General features: G+C 40.7%; 24 protein-coding genes. 6 read left to right on the forward strand and 18 right to left on the reverse strand.

Annotation, left to right across the window (positions count from 1 at the left end; genetic code table 11):
- Positions 1-211: 211 nt before the first annotated feature.
- The 3 genes from mreBH (at position 212) to OIT90_RS12535 (ending at position 2,765) form a co-directional block, all read left to right on the forward strand.
- Positions 212-1,219: a rod-share determining protein MreBH gene (gene mreBH / locus OIT90_RS12525; RefSeq protein WP_024424745.1), complete on the forward strand. Its 1,008-nt coding sequence runs from the start codon at positions 212-214 to the stop codon at positions 1,217-1,219.
- A gap of 74 nt (positions 1,220-1,293) precedes the next feature.
- Positions 1,294-1,425, forward strand: a complete 132-nt coding sequence (locus OIT90_RS12530) for a protein YkpC (RefSeq protein WP_003210922.1) — start codon at positions 1,294-1,296, stop codon at positions 1,423-1,425.
- Between the two features lie 107 nt (positions 1,426-1,532).
- Positions 1,533-2,765: an aminopeptidase gene (locus OIT90_RS12535; protein ID WP_058837765.1), complete on the forward strand. Its 1,233-nt coding sequence runs from the start codon at positions 1,533-1,535 to the stop codon at positions 2,763-2,765.
- A 34-nt stretch (positions 2,766-2,799) separates the two neighbouring features.
- Here OIT90_RS12535 and OIT90_RS12540 read toward each other — a convergent pair whose 3' ends face one another.
- On the reverse strand, positions 2,800-4,419 hold the full coding sequence (locus OIT90_RS12540; protein ID WP_041084974.1) for an ABC-F family ATP-binding cassette domain-containing protein: 1,620 nt from the start codon (positions 4,417-4,419) through the stop codon (positions 2,800-2,802).
- A 143-nt stretch (positions 4,420-4,562) separates the two neighbouring features.
- On the opposite strand from OIT90_RS12540, the gene OIT90_RS12545 reads away from it, so the two are divergent.
- Positions 4,563-4,838, forward strand: coding sequence for a hypothetical protein (locus OIT90_RS12545; protein ID WP_039178200.1), 276 nt, complete (start codon positions 4,563-4,565; stop codon positions 4,836-4,838).
- A 63-nt stretch (positions 4,839-4,901) separates the two neighbouring features.
- Here OIT90_RS12545 and lepB read toward each other — a convergent pair whose 3' ends face one another.
- The 8 genes from lepB to yknW all read right to left on the reverse strand — a co-directional run bounded on the left by lepB (position 4,902) and on the right by yknW (position 13,185).
- The gene (gene lepB / locus OIT90_RS12550) at positions 4,902-5,474 is read right to left on the reverse strand and encodes a signal peptidase I (protein ID WP_029706712.1); all 573 of its coding nucleotides are present in this window, start codon (positions 5,472-5,474) and stop codon (positions 4,902-4,904) included.
- Positions 5,475-5,685: 211 nt separating this feature from the next.
- Positions 5,686-7,578, reverse strand: coding sequence for a PTS fructose transporter subunit IIABC (locus tag OIT90_RS12555; RefSeq protein ID WP_058837767.1), 1,893 nt, complete (start codon positions 7,576-7,578; stop codon positions 5,686-5,688).
- A gap of 13 nt (positions 7,579-7,591) precedes the next feature.
- On the reverse strand, positions 7,592-8,503 hold the full coding sequence (gene pfkB / locus OIT90_RS12560; RefSeq protein WP_059376998.1) for a 1-phosphofructokinase: 912 nt from the start codon (positions 8,501-8,503) through the stop codon (positions 7,592-7,594).
- A complete protein-coding gene (locus OIT90_RS12565; RefSeq protein WP_039178192.1) occupies positions 8,500-9,255 on the reverse strand; it encodes a DeoR/GlpR family DNA-binding transcription regulator in 756 nt (251 codons plus the stop codon). The genes pfkB and OIT90_RS12565 overlap by 4 nt, the downstream gene beginning before the upstream one ends.
- Positions 9,256-9,573: 318 nt before the next feature.
- Positions 9,574-10,767: an ABC transporter permease gene (locus OIT90_RS12570; RefSeq protein ID WP_058837768.1), complete on the reverse strand. Its 1,194-nt coding sequence runs from the start codon at positions 10,765-10,767 to the stop codon at positions 9,574-9,576.
- A complete protein-coding gene (locus OIT90_RS12575) occupies positions 10,754-11,455 on the reverse strand; it encodes an ABC transporter ATP-binding protein (protein WP_058837769.1) in 702 nt (233 codons plus the stop codon). The genes OIT90_RS12570 and OIT90_RS12575 overlap by 14 nt, the downstream gene beginning before the upstream one ends.
- Entirely contained in the window at positions 11,452-12,549 is a 1,098-nt protein-coding gene (locus OIT90_RS12580) for an efflux RND transporter periplasmic adaptor subunit (protein ID WP_058837770.1), read from the reverse strand. Before OIT90_RS12580 ends, OIT90_RS12575 begins: the two co-directional genes overlap by 4 nt.
- A 9-nt stretch (positions 12,550-12,558) precedes the next feature.
- Complete coding sequence (gene yknW / locus OIT90_RS12585; RefSeq protein WP_064498393.1) at positions 12,559-13,185, reverse strand: YknW family membrane protein; 627 nt, start codon at positions 13,183-13,185, stop codon at positions 12,559-12,561.
- 517 nt (positions 13,186-13,702) lie between these two features.
- On the opposite strand from yknW, the gene OIT90_RS12590 reads away from it, so the two are divergent.
- Positions 13,703-14,080, forward strand: a complete 378-nt coding sequence (locus tag OIT90_RS12590) for a Rok-like winged helix domain-containing protein (protein ID WP_034281609.1) — start codon at positions 13,703-13,705, stop codon at positions 14,078-14,080.
- A 47-nt stretch (positions 14,081-14,127) separates the two neighbouring features.
- Here the strand turns inward: OIT90_RS12590 and moaD are convergent, their stop codons facing one another.
- From moaD to OIT90_RS12620, 6 genes are read right to left on the reverse strand one after another with little or no spacing between them, the layout of a single operon-like run.
- Positions 14,128-14,361 carry a molybdopterin converting factor subunit 1 gene (gene moaD / locus OIT90_RS12595; protein WP_039178180.1) on the reverse strand — a complete coding sequence of 78 codons (234 nt, stop codon included), beginning with the start codon at positions 14,359-14,361 and terminating at the stop codon, positions 14,128-14,130.
- A complete protein-coding gene (locus OIT90_RS12600; RefSeq protein WP_058837772.1) occupies positions 14,354-14,845 on the reverse strand; it encodes a molybdenum cofactor biosynthesis protein MoaE in 492 nt (163 codons plus the stop codon). Before OIT90_RS12600 ends, moaD begins: the two co-directional genes overlap by 8 nt.
- Positions 14,842-15,366 (reverse strand): molybdopterin-guanine dinucleotide biosynthesis protein B, encoded by a 525-nt coding sequence (gene mobB, locus OIT90_RS12605; RefSeq protein WP_144490618.1) that lies wholly within the window; start codon positions 15,364-15,366, stop codon positions 14,842-14,844. The genes OIT90_RS12600 and mobB overlap by 4 nt, the downstream gene beginning before the upstream one ends.
- A complete protein-coding gene (locus tag OIT90_RS12610) occupies positions 15,348-16,625 on the reverse strand; it encodes a molybdopterin molybdotransferase MoeA (protein WP_186315133.1) in 1,278 nt (425 codons plus the stop codon). Before OIT90_RS12610 ends, mobB begins: the two co-directional genes overlap by 19 nt.
- Positions 16,626-16,634: 9 nt before the next feature.
- Positions 16,635-17,651, reverse strand: coding sequence for a thiazole biosynthesis adenylyltransferase ThiF (locus tag OIT90_RS12615; protein WP_144490620.1), 1,017 nt, complete (start codon positions 17,649-17,651; stop codon positions 16,635-16,637).
- Between the two features lie 31 nt (positions 17,652-17,682).
- Positions 17,683-18,264: a molybdenum cofactor guanylyltransferase gene (locus OIT90_RS12620; protein ID WP_144491169.1), complete on the reverse strand. Its 582-nt coding sequence runs from the start codon at positions 18,262-18,264 to the stop codon at positions 17,683-17,685.
- Between the two features lie 84 nt (positions 18,265-18,348).
- Between OIT90_RS12620 and OIT90_RS12625 the strand changes: the two genes are divergently transcribed.
- Positions 18,349-19,266 carry a coiled-coil domain-containing protein gene (locus tag OIT90_RS12625; RefSeq protein WP_144490622.1) on the forward strand — a complete coding sequence of 306 codons (918 nt, stop codon included), beginning with the start codon at positions 18,349-18,351 and terminating at the stop codon, positions 19,264-19,266.
- Between the two features lie 47 nt (positions 19,267-19,313).
- On the opposite strand, the gene rok is transcribed toward OIT90_RS12625, so the two are convergent.
- From rok to ahpA, 3 genes are all read right to left on the reverse strand, one after another.
- The gene (gene rok / locus OIT90_RS12630; RefSeq protein ID WP_024426871.1) at positions 19,314-19,886 is read right to left on the reverse strand and encodes a transcriptional regulator Rok; all 573 of its coding nucleotides are present in this window, start codon (positions 19,884-19,886) and stop codon (positions 19,314-19,316) included.
- Between the two features lie 470 nt (positions 19,887-20,356).
- Positions 20,357-20,815 (reverse strand): TlpA family protein disulfide reductase, encoded by a 459-nt coding sequence (locus OIT90_RS12635; protein WP_024424727.1) that lies wholly within the window; start codon positions 20,813-20,815, stop codon positions 20,357-20,359.
- An 82-nt stretch (positions 20,816-20,897) separates the two neighbouring features.
- Positions 20,898-21,440, reverse strand: coding sequence for a biofilm-specific peroxidase AhpA (gene ahpA, locus OIT90_RS12640; RefSeq protein ID WP_003211758.1), 543 nt, complete (start codon positions 21,438-21,440; stop codon positions 20,898-20,900).
- Positions 21,441-21,686 lie beyond the last annotated feature (246 nt).

The raw sequence follows: 21,686 nt of genomic DNA on the forward strand, positions 1-21,686 counted from the left end.
ACGTAAGAGATTCTTAAAAGGTTTCTCCTCTATAAAAATTTTTTTCATAAAAGAAAAAACAAAGGGAAAATTTATTGTGATTGTCAAAATGATACTTGAATTTTACAGATTCATTTCAAGGTGATCACAAACCCCCACAAATGACATCAACCCTCTGAACTTTTAAATGTAAAATTGTTTAAAACAGCAAAAATAGAGATTGGGTGAAAACATGTTTCAAAATGCCGAAATTGGAATTGATTTAGGAACAGCTAACATATTGGTTTATAGTAAAAATAAGGGAATTATTTTAAATGAACCGTCCGTCGTGGCAGTCGATACAGAAACAAAGACTGTACTTGCCGTCGGATCAGAAGCAAAAGAAATGATCGGGAAAACACCTGGGAAAATTGTTGCGATCCGTCCGATGAAAGACGGTGTTATCGCTGATTATGATATGACAACAGATTTACTTAAACAAATCATGAAAAAAGCAGGAAAAAATATCGGGTTTACCTTTAGAAAGCCAACTGTCGTTGTATGTACACCTTCTGGTTCAACCGCTGTTGAGCGCCGCGCCATCAGCGATGCTGTGAAAAACTGCGGAGCAAAACATGTGCATTTAATTGAAGAACCTGTTGCAGCTGCAATCGGTGCTGATCTTCCGGTAGACGAGCCTGTTGCGAACGTCGTAGTCGATATTGGCGGCGGAACAACAGAAGTTGCGATTATTTCATTTGGCGGTGTTGTCTCTTGTCATTCGATCCGAATTGGCGGCGATCAGCTGGATGAAGATATCATTACGTTTGTCAGAAAGAAATATAACCTATTAATCGGCGAACGGACTGCCGAGCAGGTGAAAATGGAAATTGGGTATGGTCTTATTGAGCATGAGCCTGAATCATTAGAAGTGCGCGGGCGCGACCTTGTGACAGGTCTGCCAAAAACCATCACACTTGTCTCTCATGAAATTCAAGGCGCTATGCGAGAATCACTTCTTCATATTTTAGAAGCGATTCGTGCCACATTAGAGGACAGCCCTCCAGAGCTAAGCGGAGATATTGTAGACCGCGGCGTCATTTTAACTGGCGGAGGCGCTCTGTTAAATGGAATTCAAGAATGGCTCTCTCAAGAGATTGTTGTTCCAGTTCATATTGCAGCTAATCCACTTGAGTCTGTTGCCATTGGAACAGGTCGTTCATTAGAAGTCATCGACAAATTGCAAAAAACATTAAAATAATCTTCATGTTCTACTTCTTTTTTCGTCATTTCGATCATATCGTGAGAAATGGATAAACGTGAAGGAGGAAGAACATGTTGCTTGATTTAGGTAAACGGGTCGTTGTCACAGTCATTTTAACGGGTATTATTTTAGGAGGAATGAGCCTGTCGTTTTCACATATGCCGCCTTCTAATGCACAGCCTGTGAAACAACTGAACCGCTAAAAAAGCCGCACGAAAGCGGCTTTTTTATTTTGGCTTTAAGCGTGCTCCCCATTTTCCTTTTCGGTCATAAATCTGATATGATGAACATGACTAAAGGAGGGTTTTTTATGAGTTCATTTGAAAAACAACTTGATCAATATGCCAAGACCATCGTTGAAGTCGGTGTGAATGTACAAAAGGGGCAGGAAGTGGTTGTATCCGCATTTACTGAATCTGCACACCTTGTTCGTCTTGTCGCGAAACACGCGTATGAGCGCGGGGCGAAAAACGTACATATCCGCTGGAGTGATGGTGTTCTCACCCGTTTAAAATTTGAACATGCGCCACAGGATGTCTTTGAGCAATTCCCAGAATGGGAAGCACAGATGATGGAAACCATCGCAAAACGCGGCGGTGCTTTTATTACCATCCTGTCAGAAAGCCCTGACCTTCTGCGAGGCATTGATTCGAAAAAAATCGCTGCACAGCAAAAAGCTGCTGGTTCAGCACTACATACATATCGTCAATACGTTCAATCTGACAAAGTCGCTTGGACGGTCGTAGGTGCTGCATCAAAAGAATGGGCGAAAAAGATTTTCCCTGATCATACAGATGAAGAAGCTGTCACTTTATTGTGGGATCAAATCTTTAAAGTCGCACGCGCTGATCAAGCAGATCCTGTTGAGGCTTGGAAAAAGCATGATGCGTCATTAAATGAAAAGGTCAAAATACTCAATGAACGTCACTACCATAAGCTTCATTATGAAGCACCGGGCACAGACCTAACGATTGAGCTTCCAGTGCAGCATATTTGGGTAGGTGCTGGCAGCGTAAGTGAACGCGGCGTCTCGTTCATGGCCAACATGCCGACAGAAGAAGTCTTTACCGTACCGAAAAAAGACGGTGTAAATGGGACCGTCTCAAGCACTAAGCCGCTCAGCTATGCCGGAAACATCATTGATGAATTTTCATTAACCTTTGAAAATGGCCGGATTGTGGATGTGAAAGCAAAAGAAGGCGAAGATATTTTAAAATCTCTCGTTGAAACAGATGAAGGCTCTCATTATCTAGGTGAGGTTGCCCTCGTACCAGATGATTCACCAATTTCTAACTCCAATATTCTTTATTACAATACACTTTACGATGAAAATGCATCAAATCACCTTGCGATCGGCAGCGGATATGCGTTTAATATCGAAGGCGGAAAAGAAATGAAACGAGAAGAATTGGATGCAGCGGGTGTGAACAGCAGTATTACACACGTTGATTTCATGATTGGTTCAAAGGAAATGAATATTGACGGGATTACAAAAGACGGGAAACGCGAACCGATCTTCCGAAATGGAAATTGGGCGATTTAATCAAAAAAGACATCCATAGGATGTCTTTTCTTTGTTATGCGTAAAGCTCTTCAAGTCTTTTTTGGATGTCTTGATCTGATAAGAACTCATCATATGTTGTTTGTTTATCGACGATGCCATTTGGCGTCACTTCGATAATTCGGTTTGCGACTGTTTCAACAAACTGATGGTCATGAGATGAGAAGAGCATTGCTCCTTTAAAGCTCATGAGGCCGTTATTCAGCGCTGTAATGGATTCTAGGTCTAAGTGGTTCGTTGGCTCATCCAGCAGCAAAATATTCGCTCCAGACAGCATCATTTTTGATAACATACAACGAACCTTTTCTCCTCCTGATAAGACACTTGCTTTTTTCTTCACTTCTTCCCCAGAGAAAAGCATACGTCCTAAGAAACCACGCAGGAAGCTCTCACTTTGATCATTCGGAGAATATTGACGAAGCCAATCAACGAGATCAACATCGTTTCCTTCAAAATATTCACTATTGTCTTTCGGGAAAAAGGCTTGTGACGTTGTGACACCCCATTTAAATGATCCGCTGTCTGGCTCCATTTCACCAGCAAGGATTTTAAATAACGTGGACACAGCAAGCTCATTACGGCTTAAGAACGCAATTTTATCTTCACGGTTCATAATAAAGCTGACATTATCAAGTACTTTCACACCGTCAATTGTTTTTGATAGACCTTCTACTTGAAGGACATCATTTCCGATTTCGCGCTCTGGCGCAAAATGAACATACGGATATTTACGTGAAGACGGCTTAATGTCATCTAAAGAGATTTTATCAAGCAATTTCTTTCTTGATGTCGCTTGCTTCGATTTAGAAGCGTTCGCACTAAACCGGGCAACGAATTCTTGAAGCTGCTTAATTTGTTCTTCTTTTTTCTTATTTGCTTCTTGGCTTAGTTTCAGCGCTAACTGACTGGACTCATACCAAAAATCATAGTTACCGACGTATACTTGGATTTTTCCGAAATCAAGGTCCGCAATATGTGTACATACTTTGTTTAAGAAATGACGATCATGCGAAACGACGATGACGGTATTTTCAAAGTTAATGAGGAACTCTTCGAGCCACTGGATTGCTTGTAAGTCCAAGTGGTTCGTCGGCTCATCGAGAAGAAGAACGTCAGGCTTGCCGAATAAAGCTTGAGCTAAAAGTACTTTTACCTTTTCAGAACCGCCAAGCTCAGACATTTTCTTCGATTGAAGGCTTTCTGGAATGCCAAGACCCTTTAATAGGATCGCTGCTTCACTTTCAGCTTCCCATCCGTTTAATTCAGCAAACTCACCTTCAAGCTCGGCTGCACGAATCCCGTCTTCATCTGAGAAATCAGGTTTCATATAGATCGCATCTTTCTCCTGCATCACGTCATATAGACGTTTGTGACCCATGATGACGACTTTTAGCACTTCAAACTCTTCGTATTCAAAGTGGTTCTGTTTTAAAATCGCTAAACGCTCACCAGGGCTCATATGAACATCACCCGTTTGAGCCTCAATTTCTCCAGAAAGAATCTTTAGGAACGTTGATTTACCAGCTCCATTGGCACCAATTAATCCGTAGCAGTTGCCAGGAGTGAATTTAATATTTACTTCTTCAAATAGTTTACGATCAGCAAAGCGCAAACTAACATTATTTACTGCAATCATTTATTAATCCTCCATCACTCATTCATCATTATGAAGTATAACATGAATAACGTTTGATAGAAACGTCTCTCGCTAAGAACGAAGGCTTTTTGTCCATTATGGTATAATAAACGGGAATGATTGATTGAAGGAGTTCGGGCGATTTGAGATTACTCACACTGATGGAATACTGTTTATTGATTTTCTTTATGGGCATTTATTTATCTGCAACAGGCTTTAATGCGAAGGACTTTGGCCTTTATATTGGGCTTGTCCTCATTTACACACTGGTCCACATCTTTTCCAAACGCTTTTTACAAAAGCGGGGAAAAGAAAACAAAAAAATCGGATTGTTTCGATCCGTATTAGCCATTACCGGATCTGTATTCGCTTCGGTACTAGCCATTGTGATCATTGTTACAGTGCTCACGCCAAATTAAAAACGACCCTTCTGTAAGGGTCGCTCGTTCAAGCACCTTTCTCTTGCCTCTGAGAAGGTGCTTTTATTTTGTCTGTCGAATGTCGCCAAACGGGAAGAAAACAAATTCTGATGTCCCGACAACCCGATCCTTTTCAATGAGGCCAAGTCCATTTCTGCTGTCCATGGAATTGAGTCTATTGTCCCCCATCACAAAGTAATCGTTTTTCGGTACTTTCACTGGACCAAAATCTCCAGTTAAATGCACTTCATACTCTTTCGCATGCGCCTTGTTCTCTTTTAAATAAGGCTCATCTACTTTTTTACCATTAATGTAAAGCGTATCATCCTTCATTTCAATCGTATCACCTGGAAGGCCGATCAATCGTTTGACATAATGAATCTTCTGTCCATCTTTTCCATTAATAATCACGATGTCACCGCGTTTCACACCACCGAGATAGTTAATGGTTTTGTTGACAAACAGCTTTTCCCCGTCATGAAGTGTCGGTTCCATTGACTCTCCTTCCACCACATACGGTTCAAATATAAATGTACGGATGAGCAAGACGAGCGCAAGTGCAATTAAAATGGCTTTGATCCATTCAAACAGTGAACTTTTCTTCTCTGTTTTGGCTTGCTTCGCATCAGATTGAATGTCATTTTCGTTTTGTTTGTTTTCTTCGTTCAAAATACTGCTTCCTCCTAAGACTTTCTGCTAAAAGACTTGAAACGTGAATTGAATAACTTTACTTTATCATATGTCATTTAAAAATTCACAAGACAACCATCTAATTAGATATTTTTTCCTAATTCACTGATGATTAAACAAAAAGAAGCACCGTTTTTCACGATGCTTCTCTTCTGCATTACGCTTCTTGTTGAACCGGTTTTTTCAAAATACCCAGTAAAATCGCTGTCACAACGGCACCGATTAAGATGCTGATGATGTAAAGAACTGGATGATTTGTTACCCAGAAAACAAATAGTCCGCCATGCGGTGCAGGAAGCGTCACTCTAAAGAATTCCGTTAATCCACCAGCAACTGCTGCACCAATAACAGCTGAAGGAATCACACGAAGAGGATCTGCCGCCGCAAATGGGATCGCCCCTTCAGTGATGAAGGCTGCTCCCATGAAGTAGCATGTAATCCCTGCCTCACGGTCACGTTTTGAGAACTTATTTCTAAAGATCGTTGTTGCAAGTGCAATACCTAGTGGTGGAACCATTCCGCCTGCCATAATTGCAGCATGCGGTGCATAGTTGCCAGCAGCAATCATTGCAAGACCAAATGTGTAAGCCGCTTTGTTAATTGGGCCACCCATATCAATTGCCATCATACCAGCTAAAATAATACCCATTAAAACAAGGTTTCCAGTACCTAATGATTCAAGCCAATGTGTTAATCCGTCCATCACCATTTTCACTGGTGTGTTGACAATATAATGCATGATAATGCCTGTAAAGAAAATACCGAACAATGGATACAGCAGAACCGGTTTAATCCCGTCGAGTGTCTGCGGTACGAATGTGAATACTTTTTTGAGCAGTACAACAATGTAACCTGCTAGGAAACCAGCAATCAGTCCACCTAAGAACCCTGCACCTGCTGCTGACGCCATAAATCCACCGACCATACCTGGCGCAAAACCTGGACGATCTGCAATACTCATGGCAATAAATCCAGCTAATACCGCAACGATTAAGGCAAGCGCATTATCGCCGCCAATTCCTTTTAAGACAGCTGCAAATGAATTAAATGAAGGGTCCTTAGGATCTGCTGAATTAATTCCCCAGAAGAATGAAATCGCAACTAATATACCGCCTCCGACAACAAATGGAAGCATGTTACTTACACCACTCATTAAGTGCTTGTAAAATCCGCTTCTTCCTTTGCCAGATGATTCAGTTTCGTCTTTAGAAGAACTGCCGCCTGAACCTTTATAAATCGGCGCATCTTGATTGATGGCTTTTTCAATTAATTCCTGCGGACGGCGAATACCAGCTGTTACAGGGACTTCAATGACATGTTTGCCTTTAAAGCGTTCCATTTCAACTTGCTTGTCCGCTGCCACAATGATGGCTGGTGCTTCTTCAATTTCTTTTGCTGTAAGGGCATGTTTAATACCGCCAGAGCCGTTTGTTTCAACTTTAATGTCAACGCCCATTTCTTTTGCTTTTTCTTTCAAAGCATCTGCTGCCATAAATGTATGTGCAATGCCGGTCGGGCAAGCTGTTACCGCTAAAATTTTAGCAGGTTTTCCTTCTGCAGCCGGCTCTTCTTGAACTTCCTCTTCTTCTTCATCATCTTGATCATGTGTATTGATGATCTCAATGATTTCATCTTCAGTCGCCGCTTCAAGAAGCTGCTTTCGAATTTCTTCACGCATAAGAAGTGTAGATAAACGAGAAAGTGCCTCTAAGTGCGTGTTGTTTGCGCCTTCAGTTGCGGCAATCATAAAGACAAGATGACTCGGCTGAGCGTCCAGTGATTCATAATCTACACCAGCAGTGGAGCGGCCAAATGCAATGGCAGGCTCTTTTACACTTGCTGTTTTAGCGTGCGGGATGGCAATTCCTTCACCAATACCAGTAGAGCTCTGTTTTTCACGATTAATCACAGCTTCTTTATAGCCCTCTTTATCATTTAACTTGCCTGCTGTATCTAAAACAGTGACAAGCTCTTCAATGACTGCTTCTTTCTGCTGGCTGTCTAATTGAAGCTTAATGGTATGCTTCGTGAGTAGTTCTGTAATTTTCATGATGACTCCTCCTTTAAATGCGTGTGACTTTTACTTGTGGTAATAGTGTGTCGACAAGCTCTTTTGTGCCAAGCTCCTCAGAAAAGGCTGTAGCGCTTCCTGAAGTGACACCAAGCTTAAATGACTCTTCAATTGAAAGGCCTTTTGAAACGCCGGCTAAAAACCCTGCAACGACTGAATCCCCTGCTCCAACTGAATTAACGAGCGTTCCTTTTGGAACATTGGACTGATAGATTCCTTCTTTACTGAATAAGAGGGCGCCATCACCAGCCATGGAGACGATGACATGCTCAGCACCTTGTTCTAACAGCTTTTTCCCATAAGGAATGGCTTCTGCTGCTGATGAAATACTCGTCTCAAACATTTCACCCAGTTCATGATGATTTGGCTTCATTAAGAACGGTTTCATGTCTGCTGCTTTTTTTAACGCTTCGCCAGAAATATCAAGAACAACTCTTACACCTTGCTCCTGGCAAACTTCAGCAATACGCTCATATGTGTTATGAGGTAATGATGAAGGAATGCTGCCAGCTAAAACAACGACATCTCCTTCAGTCAATGAAGAAAATTGAGATAGAAACGACTCAAATTGCGCTTCAGTAATAGATGGGCCGAGTCCGTTGATTTCTGTCTCTTCACCTGTTTTTAGTTTTACATTGATCCTTGTATCTTCTGACACCTCGTGAAAGGCTGTTTGTAATTGTTCGTTCTGTAAAAAATTTTGAATATATTTGCCTGTAAATCCACCAATGAATCCAAGTGCTTTCGATTCAACACCGTGACGTTTTAATAGCCTTGAGACATTGATTCCTTTACCACCTGGATATTTTTGATCATAGGTTGAACGATTTAAACCGCCGACTGCAAAATCCTCCACGTGTACGATGTAATCAACTGATGGGTTTAAAGTAACTGTATAAATCATGTTTTCACTACCTTTATAACCGTTTTTTCATGGTAATTATCGAATGAATCTTCTTTTGCGTCGTTTGTGATAATGGTGGCTTCCTGTAAACTAGCAAAGGTTGAAAACGATATTTCGCCAAACTTTGAGGCATCTGATAAGATATAGGTTTTTTTCGCCTGTTTCATGGCTCTTTTTTTCATGAGTGCTTCCTCTGGATCAGGTGTTGTAAAACCCGCCTCGGGATGAATGCCATTTGTCCCAACAAAGCTTTTGTCAAAACGATAATTCTCCATCGCTGTCAAAGCTGCGGCTCCAACCATGGCTCCTGTTCGATGTTTCACTGATCCGCCTATCAAGTAAAAGGTAATACCTTTTCTCATGAGGGCTTCAATGTGCATCACACCGTTTGTCACCACGACAATATCTTGATCTGGATCGATATATTCAATCATTTGCTGTGTGGTTGTACCAGCATCTAAATAAATACAGTCGCCCTGTTTTAAAAGAGATGCCGCCGCCTCTGCTACCAATGACTTTTCTTGAAGGTTTTTGGCAGATTTCTCAAATACATCTGGTTCAAGGCGAATACTCGAAATCTTGGCTGCTCCTCCATGAACCCTTTTAAGAAAGCCTTTTTCTTCAAGGGCTGATAAATCTCTTCTAATTGTAGATTCAGACGCATCCGTCATCATCGTTAAGTCCTGTATTTTAATGACATCATTTTCTTCCAAGCTGTCGATTATGAGTTGATGTCTTTCCGGTGTTAACATGCGAACACCCCTTTTGAAAACGTATTCATTTTGCGCGCACCTTTATTGTAATCGCTTTTTTCAACATTATCAATACAAAACAATCAAATACATTCAATAACTATCAAAATCTTTCACCATGGTCATCTTACCTTTATATGTACCATTTGTAAACTGAAAAATATGTGACAATAAGATGAAAGTCATGATATTAGCATTTCTATCATTTTTTATTTCATTCAATGGAACTAAAAAAAGCTTTTATGCGATTTGCATAAAAGCTTTTGATGGGTAATGAAGGCGAATGTAAACTGTTTGTATGCTTCTTTCCTCTTCGATTTATTCATACCTGAGCGATTCAATAGGGTCTAGTCTCGCTGCTTTATTCGCAGGAATTAACCCAAAAACAATACCAATGAGCATACTAAACAGTACGCCTCCACATACTACTTGCCAAGATACAAGAGACGGCCAGCCGGCAAATAGTGATACTAACGAAGCTCCGCCTAAACCAAGTGCAATCCCCATCAACCCGCCGATGAGTGTTAAAACGACAGACTCAATTAAAAACTGGACGAGGATTTGAGCCCTTGTTGCTCCCATCGCCTTTCGAATACCGATTTCTCTTGTCCTCTCTGTCACAGAAACGAGCATAATATTCATCACACCGATTCCGCCAACAAGTAAAGAGATCCCGGCTATTGAGCCAATGATCGTTGTCATAACGGATGTTATTTGACCAATCCCTTCTGCGATTTCTTCCATATTGATCATTTCGTAAGCATCTTCTGTATGATGATTTTCATTTAATATGGCAGCCGCGCTCTTTCCTACTTCCTTCATTTGATCAGCATGTGCGACTTGAATAGACAACTTATCATATTCACTCATACCAAGTGTGGAGGTGAGCATCGCAAATGGGACATAGATTTCATTCATATCAAATGAAAACATCCCTTTCTGTTTTGCTAACACACCGATGACTTCAACTGGCTGTCCGTTCATCCAAATCAGTTCGCCTAATGCCTTTTGTCCGTTGAATAGTTCTTTTTGTAAGCCATCTGAGATAAGAGCAGCTCTTCTGCCGCTTCTAAAATCAATATCTCTTAAATCCTGTCCTTCTGCGATTTGTAATGAATGTACATTTGTATACCCTTCATTTATACCGTTAACTGTCGCATCAACTGTCGTATCTTGAAACCTCAGCTGCATTCCTTGTGCAGTCGAGGAGGCGACCTGCTCCACCCCGTTGATTGTCCTAATGCTTTTTATGTCTTCCTCAGTAAATGATGCTTCGAATAAGGCATTTGGATTTGCATTTAATTCTTCGTCAGAAGGCGTATATGTCATATCAATGGTATTGTTTGGACCTGAAATCGATCCTTTTAACATTTGCTCACCGCCTTGACCGATCGCCACGACTGCAATGACTGATCCAACACCAATAATAATCCCAAGCATCGTTAAAATAGAACGTAATTTATGAGCTAAAACCGAATTCAGCGCTATTTTGATATTTTCAAAGAGTTTCATTCATAGCGTCCCCTTGTATCCATCTATCTTCAACAAGCCGTCCATCTCTCACAACGACAGTCCGATTTGTATACGCAGCTATTTCTTCTTCATGGGTGACAAGCACAATCGTTGTCCCTTCCTCATTCAGCTGTGTAAACTGTTCCATAATTGAGATGCTTGTTTTTGAGTCGAGAGCACCAGTCGGTTCATCTGCTAAAATCAGCTGAGGCTTATTGACAATCGCACGTGCAATTGCCACCCTTTGCTTTTGTCCTCCTGACAACTCACTTGGCATATGTTTCATTCGATCTGCCAAACCAACCTTTTCCAGTGCCAATTCCGCACGTTCTTTTCTTTCCTTTTGACTGATCCCAGCGTAAATCATCGGCAGTTCCACATTGCGCCTCGCATTTAACCTTGGCAGCAGATGAAATTGCTGAAAAACAAATCCAATGGATTGATTTCGAATGACCGCAAGCTCCTGGTCCTTTGCTGCTGACAGCTCTGTACCTTGAAAATGATATTGTCCTGTCGTTGGGCGGTCTAAACAGCCAATAATATTCATTAATGTTGATTTTCCAGAGCCGGACGGGCCCATAATGGACATATACTCGCCTTTTTCAATGACAAGATTCATATCACTTAATACATCAAATGTTTCGTGTGCGACCTCATAGCTTTTTGTCACGTTGGAAAGCTGAATCATTCAGCATTCACTTCCATTCCGTCATACATGTCATCTGTTGGATGAGCAATGATTTGATCCTCTGCCTTGACACCTTTTGTTACTTCAAGATCATGACCTGACGTTTCCCCTATGACCACTTTTACTTTTTTCAATTCATTTTTTTCAACAACATAAACGTATTGTCCATCAGTCTCTTTTTTTACCGCTGTTTCAGGAATTGTTTGCGCTTGGCGCTTATCTGTTTGAATTTCCATGATCATTTTAAAACCAGGCTTCGCCTCAGGTTTCTTTCCCTTTATTTCTACCTCAACAGGATATTGAACCGTTTGGTCGCTCGAAGTTGTTTCGACTGCTGTCTGGACAGGAACAGTGCCTACTTTTTTCACGACTCCTTGCCAGCTCTTCCCGCGAATGACATCAGACGTTACCTTCACTTTTTGTTTCTTTTTGATTTTTATGGCATCATACTCTGAGATCAAACCCCGCACGATCATTTTTTTATCATGACCAATATGGATGATCGGCTGCCTTTCTTCCGCCCCCCCTGCCCCTGCCTCTTGCTCAATGGAAATCACTGTTCCATCAATTTTACTATGTACGGTTAAATCTTCTATTTGAGCCTTTACTTTTTCTTGGCTGATCTCTGCTTGCTTTTGTTCTAATTCAGCCGCTTTCAGTTCTAATTGAAGCTGATCTCGCTCGCTTTTGATATTAGCGCCTGCTTTTTTCTCCTCTAATTCACTCAGCCGATTTTGCAATTGTTCCAGGTTTAATGTACTTGATTCAACGGCTAGTGCTTGCTGCTGCTCTTCAAGCTCCAGTTCCTTATTTTCATATGTAAGAAGCGGCGTTCCAGCCTTTACCTTTTCCCCTTCTTTCACAGCAATTTCCTTCAATTTCCCCTTTTCCTCTTCTTCATAGATGAACTGCTCTTCAAAGAATGAAAGTGTCCCCGGTGTCATCACGGTAGAGGTGATTTCTTTTGGCGTGAGTTTGACTGTTTTAATCGCTGCTGTAGAAGCAGGCTTTGCTTGGTTTTTCGCAATATTAAATCCAATAAATAGTCCAATCACAATAATTAAAATAGATCCAATGATGATTTTCTTTCTCATAAAAACCTTCTACCCCCAGCTTACTGATATGTTAATTGCTGTTCCTACATATTGAAAAATTAACGATAAGATATAAAAAACGCCTATAATCACCCAAGAAATTCTCGGTGATATACGCCCAACTTGGATGAATAAAAAGCCAGTTAAAACAAGATTCCAGATCACAAATAGATCGATATTGGCTAACACCGCCTGCCATGGACCAGAAATTCGAATGAGCGCGTTTAACGAGGTAACCGTGATGTCTTTTGGAACATGAAAAAGGATGACTGCCAAATGAGAAATAATTGTCCCAATGATCGTAACGGGTGTAATGAACAGGACCGCTGAAAAAAGCTGCCGAAATGATGCATCACCTTTCGCTAAAAATACGATGAGCTTATATATAGCCGCATTGATGACAATCCCAAATACGAGACCAATGAGTGTCACCACATAAACAACAGGTATCGGCAAACTTAAATCTGCCCACATTCCCTTATTTACGAGCTCAGACAAATAAGTCACAACGACTGTTAAAATAAGCACACAAGATAAAGGCCACCAAACAACTGGATTTTCCCATACTCTTTTCAGGTGCGCTGATGGTCTTGTACTCACTCCAATGATCGTAGGTTTTTCCATGTTTTCTTTCATCAAATGTCATCCTCTCTCTGTCAAGCAAGTATGCAAACGCACAATAACGCTCTTTTTCTTTCTATTTTATCAAAAGATTGCCAATAAGTGATCGAACATTTGATTTTCTTATTTTCGTTGAGAAAAAATTTTATCTATTATTCTATTTTCACGAAAGAAATCCTTCAAATGACCTCATGATCCGACCATATTCATACCAAGAATCATGCTTTTACTGACCTAAAAACATTTTATTAAGTAAACAATATGTCTTTCGGAATAAATATCCTTTTCTTTTGGATTCGCATGGTCTTAGATAGACACAACAATTTTTTGTTAAAATAATCCTAGTAATTTCGACAAATCCCGGCTTTATAGGACTATGATTGGTTTCTTTTACAGAACAAATAAGTCTTTAGTATCAATACTTTCATATTAAAAAATTAAAAATAAAGGGATTTTACTTGATCAAAAGTTATTTTTTCATATAATGTAAAATAGAGGTAGGTTAAATGATAGTGGAAATGGAGTCAAGTGAATGTTAAGAGAAAAATTGAAAATGCAATTGATTTTACTGTATGAAAAGGAACAAGAAGCATGGCAATACTTTCGAAAGGAAAGAGAATCGATTTATCATGAGCTCAAATTACTTGATATGAAAGAAAGCAGACCTTCTAATGACAAAATATACTACGCTGCAAGATGTGTAGATATTATCAAAGAGAAAAAGGGAAGCATTGTGAGCACAAAAGAATTAAAAGAACAGCTTCAAGCCCAAACAGATTTCAATGTGAGACGAATCAGCGAATTGTATGATCTCATTCAGCAGCTCGATCCTCACATTTCTAAAGCAAGAAGGGGATGTTTTATTTACGAAGATCACACCCAAGTACCTCTACAAACTTTTCACACATAAAAAATTGGTTACAGCCGGGTGGCCATAACCAAATCCTCTAATATCTATTATCCACCACTTACAGGAGGAATGAGTGCAACAGTGTCCCCGCTACGCACTTCAGCATTTTCCCTCGTATATATTTCGTTGACTGCAACCATTACGTTTTGTGCAGCATCAACACCATATACCTCCTGTAATTCTATTTTAATCTCATCAACCGTTGTTTGATCTTTTTGAATGATGATTTGTTGTTTACCGGCCTTCTCAGCAAGGCCGGCGAACAATAATACATTAATCATGCTGATCACCTTCTTTCTCTGCAAGTTGAAGATTGCTAGGTTTACCTTCTGGATATGAAACCGTTTCAAGCTGATCACCTATCCAGGCCTCTCCGTCTTCCCAATATTCTTTTTTCCAAATGGGAACGATTTCCTTGATGCGTTCAATGGCATATTCATTTGCTTCGTAGGCAGCCTTCCTATGAGGAGACGAAACGGCGATCGCAACAGCAATATCCGTTATCTCAAGTGTTCCAATCCGGTGCACAATCGCTGCTTCAGTGTCAGGCCATCGATTCTTGATTTCTTGTCCAATCTGCCTTAGCATGCTTTCCGCCATTGGTATGTATGCTTCGTAGGTTAAACGCAATGTTTTCTTGCCGTTTGTCCATTCTCTGACCGTCCCGATAAACGTCGTAATCGCCCCTGCCTTTCGTCTTGTCACATGCTGAATCAATTCGTTTACCTCAATCGGGGTTTTTGTTATTTTAAAAAGTTCGCTCAAAACGTGCCGCCTCCCTTCAATAAGTGAAAAGCAAATGTCATCCCGCGCTTATCAAAAGCTGAAAACACAGGAAACGGGTAATTTTCGGTTAATTGATCTTCTTGAGAAAAATAAATAGCTGCTTGTATATTGGAAAGAGTGGAAAGGTCAATAAGCTCCTCTTCATTCTTTACACAAACGATTTTGCGATAAGGCGCCTGTTTGTATCCCTCTACGAGAACAGCGTCTAACGGAAGATGCTGACACATGTTGAGCAGCTGTTCTAACGTGAAGTCCTGCATCGAAAAGTGAAATTCACCTTCTCCTTCCACACCTGCGGCATAGGCACCTGCCTGAATATATCGATCAGTATCTTTTTCTTTGACAAGGCGATCTGGTGTCCCCCCATGTCCATGGTGTTTAAAGCAGCCTAGCTTCAGTCCTTCACGTTCGGCCAGCTGACAGAGCTTTTCGATTAATGTGGTCTTGCCACTATTTTGAAAACCGACCACCTGTAATATGCTTAATTTGTCATCCAGCATGGAGACCCACCGCCTTTGTGCTGAAACAGCAGAACATCAACTTGATCACCTGCTTGAAAACCTCTTGTTCCCCCAGGCAGCATGATGAAACAGTCAGCCTCTGCAATAGAGGTCACTGCACTTGATTTATCAAGACCTGTCGGAGTCACACTGATCTGACTCCCAGTGAATTGAAGAGCCGCCCTGACAAAACGAGTAAACGGATTGGCTTTTGGAAAATCATGTGTGAGTTTCGCCTCAGCAAAAGCGGGAAACGGATTTTCTTTCATATACCATTTATAAATGATCGGTTTCACAAATAATTCAAAGCCCACAAAACAGGCAGCAGGGTTTCCAGACAGCCCAAACAGCAATTGACCATTCGGCATTGCCGCCACAGTCGTCACACTTCCAGGTCTCATGGCTACTTTATTAAACAGTACCTTGGCTCCCAGCTTTTCATAAATGGCAGGCAGAAAGTCAAAATCACCCACTGACACGCCGCCTGTTGTGATCAGAATGTCTACCTTGCTCATGGCTGCTTTTACTGCATGATAACTTTTGTCAAAATCATCGGAGACACCGCCTAAATCTAGCGGCTCAGCTCCGGCCTCAAGTATCTGCGCATAGACCATACTCAGATTACTATTTCTAATCTTGCCGTCTACCATGGCATCACTTACTTGAAGAAGCTCTGTGCCCGTTGAGATAATGCCAATCACCGGTTTTTTGACAACTGGCACTACCGCATATCCAAATGTCGCCAAAAGAGCCGTGACGCCAGAAGTGACAGCTGTTCCTTTTTTGACCATCACGTTTCCTTTGAGAACCTCTTCTCCTTGACGAGAAATATTGTCTCCCTTTTTCAGCGGTCTTTTCAGTGACATGAATGATTTGCCGTCTTTTTCGAAAGTCTTCGTCAGCTCGATCATGATGACGCCATTTGCTCCATTTGGAATTTTTGCCCCTGTCATAATACGGATGGCCTGAAAGGAACCGATGGTTTTTGCTGAGACCATTCCTGCACCAATATGATCAATGACCTCGAATTCAACTGGATGCGCACTTGACGCTTCTTTTGTATCTTCTGCCCGAAGCGCAAATCCATCATACGGAGAACGATCAAATGCCGGAACATCATGGTCTGCCAAAATATCTTCTGCAATAAACCTTCCAAGGCTATCCTTTAAAGGGACCCATTCTATTTCTCCATGTTTTTCGTATTGGTGAACTTTCTTTATGGCCTCTTCTACTGGTATTGGCTGCCGTCTTTCCATCACACTTCACTCCTATATCCCTAGCAGTCTTGCTAGTAATGAATTGGCTTCTTTTTCATCATTTGTTCCATGGATTAATGCACGTCCTCCTTTGAAACAGACCATCCGGTAATTTTCGTAGCGTACATGGATTAAGAAGTCGTTTACTTCCACCTCACAAATAGATGAGAGCCGCTCTTTCATATGCTGAAATGAGAGTTCTGCTAAATCCTTTGAAACAATTTGAACGGTGTCACGTCCGCAAAGGACCGTCGATTTTTTACGCTGATCATGTAAATAAGGATAGGTTCTTGCGATGCCGCAAGTTGGACAGTTCTTCTCTTTAGTTAGAGATAAATCCATTTTAAATGATGTGGACTGCCAAAGATCAAACGTGACAAATTTCCGCTCGATTTGATCTTCATGCCCTGTTAAATATTTTAGTGCCTCTGTTTGCTGATAAGCAGAAACCATTTGAACAGCAGGTGAAATAATCCCCGCTGTATCACACGTCAAGCCGCCAACAGGCATTGCCGTGAACACACATGATAAACATGGCGTTTTATCCGGCAATATGGTCATATACATCCCCTGACTGCTCACACAAGCGCCATATATCCACGGCGTCTTCGTTTCTAGTGATAAGTCATTCATCACCATTCTTGTCTCAAAATTATCTGTTGCATCAATGACGATATCTGCTCTCTGGAATAACGGCCTTAACAGCTCCGCCCCTGCATCTTCAATCAGAGCGTGTATGGTCACTTCATGATTGATCTGCTCGAGACGTTTTTGTGCCGCAGCTGCTTTTGGTACATGTGCCTTTGCATCATGTTCCGTGTAGAGCTGCTGCCGCTGTAAATTTGAAAATTCCACATAATCACGATCGACAATCGTAAGCGTACCGATGCCAGACCGGACAAGCCCTTCCGCAGAAGCGGTACCAAGTGCACCGGCTCCAACGATCAGCACATGACTTTCAGCCAGCGCATGCTGCCCTTTTTCCCCAACCGGAGGGAACAAGATTTGTCTTGAATATCGGTCATTCAATGCTGTTCTCTCCTCACCGTTTTTTTATGTATCATATCATACCGTTTTCAGGTAAATCGCTTCTTTTATTGATATTACGAAATTCATTTGATGTCACGTTCAGTTCTTCCTCTGAAACGATGCGCACCTGAAGCTTTTGAAGCAAATCTTTAATGGCTAATTGATTCTCTTTTAAACACGCGCGAATAAACGGCAGAGAGCGGCGGTGATAAAGTGCAAATAAAGGCTGTAATCTGCCCTGAACAAGCGGGATGATGGCATCTGCGTGCTCGCTGCAATAGGACGATAATACTTCCGCCGTTTTCTTCCGTATGAAAGGCATGTCACACGCCGTCACTAAATACCATTCTGCTTCTTGCTTTTGCATCGCTGTATATATGCCGGCAAGCGGTCCGCATCCGCGCACCTCTTCATCATCTAACCAAACACTTTGTTCACCTCTTGCTTTGAAAAAAGGAAGAAGCGATGGATGACTGATGATGACAGTCTGCCTGTCTAAAAGCTGCTCTTTCACATGTTCATATAATGGTTTCCCTTGAAACATATGACTTGCCTTTGGCTCTCCAAAACGTCTGGAAGCTCCTCCAGCTAAAATCACATTCACTACGTGCATCCTCTCATCCTCCTTTGATATGGTTGTTCTAATCGCACTCCTTTCGCATACTTTATTGGTAACATGAATAAGGAGGGTCTATCGATGAACAGGCGCCATGCTTCTCCCCTATTCCATGATCTATCTCAAGAAAATTTATACTTAAAAGCTGAAACTGCCAAATATCAACAAATGATCTCTGATTTACAGTCCTCATATACGTATTCTAAAAATAAGAAGCTAACTCAAGAATATCATGAGATGAAAAAGGATTACACGCAATTAAAACAACAACTGGATGAAATAACCAATGACCAACATGATGCTGCCTCAAAAATACAGGATCTCTCCTACAGCAAAACAGAATTGTTACATAAAATGGTCCTTCTCCATGAAATGCTGCAAAAGGAAACCTATCATAGAAGAAAAGAAACCGAAGAAAAACACAGGCTGCATTTGAAAGTTGTCAAATATAAGGAAATCTCGCAACAATTAAATGAACGGATAGAGGATCAAGATAAACGACTTGCAAAAGAGGAGAAAAAAGGAAATACTTTATCCGCAGTGATTGAGAAGCTGCAGCAAAATTTGGGCGATAAAAACGCAGAGCTCCATGTATTACAGGAAGGCGTCAGACACCTTCAAGAGCGTTTTTATGAAACGCAGGAGAAATTACTGCAAATTGAAAAAGCAAAAGAAGCGATTTTTCATGAAACGCTCACGAGCTATCAAAAACAGTTAGCAGAAAGCGAGGAATGGATCGCATCTCATTTTGCTGATATTGACCAGTCAGCACAAACAAATTCACAGCCATTCTCACGAGACCGCATCCTGCAAACGACAGAAGAAATCGAACCGATTTTGAAGAAACTCAACGAACAAGTTCAAACACTTCAGGAACAAGTCGATGCTGTGCAGCGTAATGGAGAAGTCATGACAGTCAAAATCGACGGCTTTAAAAAACAGCGTGATCACCTGCCTAAGGAACGCAAAATTGTCTATACAGTTGATCAAAAGAAGTAATTCTCGAAATAAAAAACTGCTGGCTTGACGCCCAGCAGTTTTTTTATTTATTCGTCTTCTGTTTGAATGTCGCCTTCTAAAATATACTGTCCGCGATAAGGCTTCTTCACTTCAGGATACATTTTAATTAAGCTTTGCATAAACGTTGTCATATTTGGGATTTCAAGACCGCTCTCTTTTTCGATCTCTTTTTGAAGCTCTGAGCTTTTAATCGCTGCATTATGACGTTTTAACGTTTTAATCGCAGCTTCACGAAGCTTCGCTGCCTTTGAGCCAGGACGAGCTGTGCCTCTTCTGCGTCTTGTCGATCCTTCAGGAATACCTACAGGTGCACCGTTTAGCTGTCCTGTTCCTAAAGATGATGATTGTGGTTGTGCCGGCTGCTGGTAGCTTCTCATTTCTTGCGCAGCAAGCTCAGCTAATACAGGCAGTGAATCTGTCTTTCTTTCTGTACGTACTTCTTTTTTTGTATCTGACACTAGACCTGTTCCTTGACGGTCTAATTCTCTTAATTTTGCATAAATCGCATCGCGCTCAATTTGATATTCACGGATGACCTTTACTTCTGCCTCGTTTAATTGTTCCAATCGTAAACGTAACGCTTCCCTCTCATTAAACAATGGATTTCCCCCTCATCATATAAAAAATATTCTATAGTAAATATTAGATTAGAAAACTAATTTTATCAACTATTTTTTTATCATTTTACAGTTTGCTAACAGATAGGTATTTTCAACTAAAATTTTGCCAAGGAGGAAAAATCGGCACTCATTTCATTGCCACTATAGGCTTTTGACAAACCTTAAAATATTGTAAAAAAATTGAATAAACGCTTATACTACTTGATTTACATAGTTATTTACCTAACTGAAATTTCTTTTGTGCAAAAACGTTCTGAATAGTAAAAAGTTAAAATCTTTACAATTTCATTTCAAAACAAAAATGTAAATAGGTCGTTATACCTTTTTGTTTCAGGGATATTTTTTAATAAACTCCCTCATTTTCTCTTTTCTTAGGAATAATAAACTCGTCCAGTGCAATACGCCGCCTGTTTTTGCCCATGAAAAAACCCCCATTTATGGGGGAAAGCCTATTCTGCAGCCTTTTCAGACTCAGAAAGCACTCGATTGACACGTTTTTCAAGCATTTTCATTCCGCTTCCGCCGGCTTGGAAGTGACGCAAAGCACCTGTTTTATCAAATACATAATATGCAGGTACATATTCGTTTTCAAAGGCTTCTGTTAGGTGATGATCACTGTCCACAAAGATTGGCTGCGTAATTTCATGCTCTTTCGCAACTTCTTTGATTTTTTCTAGATCTAGGTCATCTTCTGAACGAGGCATATGAACTGCTACAACGTTTAGTTGATCCTTGTACTCATCACGGAATTGATTGACTTGAGGCATTGCCTCTTTACAAAGATGACAGCTGACTGACCAGAAATGAATCAATGTTGGTTTGTCACCAATCAAATCTTCTTTTGTTACTTCTCCATTTAACCACTCTTTTGCACCAGTTAGTTCTGGCATTGGTTGACGTAATTTCATTATGAAGCGCCTCCATCCATTGTATGTGTCGAAACAAAAAGGTCTAACATCAGTTAGACCCTCCTGTTTCTTCAGTTATCAATTAAAGTGTTTTTTGACCAGGTTTCCAGTTCGCTGGGCAAAGTCCACCAGTTTGTAATGCTTGAAGAACACGTAATGTCTCATCTACATCACGACCGATATTGTTGTGGAATACTGTTTGGTATTGAAGTTCGCCTTCTGGGTTAATGATGAATAAACCGCGAAGAGCAATTCCTTCTTCTTCAATTAAAACGCCGTATTCTCTAGACACTGTGTGGTTAGTATCAGCAGCTAACGGGTATTTTAATTCACCTAGACCATTGTCTTTACGGTCTGTATTGATCCAAGCAAGATGCGTGTGGATTGTATCAGTAGATACACCGATGATTTCTGCATCTAAATCTTCGAACTCGTCATAACGATCGCTCATTGCTGTAATTTCAGTTGGGCAAACAAATGTGAAATCCATTGGATAGAAGAAAAGAACTGTCCATTTGTCATTCTTCATGTTTTCCTCTAAACTTACTTTACCAAATTCCTTGTTAGCAAGTACTGCTTCCATTTCAAAACGTGGAGCTTGTTTTCCTACAAAACGCTCTGCCATATGTAAATCCCTCCAAAAAATAATATCTTTATACAGTCTTCTTAGCTGTATATAAAATGAGAATCAAAACTTAAAATTCTCATTTAGTTAATAACTTCACAATTACAATTATAATACTTATGCGATTTTTAGTCAATATTAATTAATAATAAATTTAATTAACGATTTGTCACAATTCCTGCTTCACCTATCAAAAGTTTAACATGACTTGCATAAGGGAACAAATGATTAGCTTCTCTTTTAGAG

Source organism: Bacillus sp. ABR, assembly GCF_056172715.1.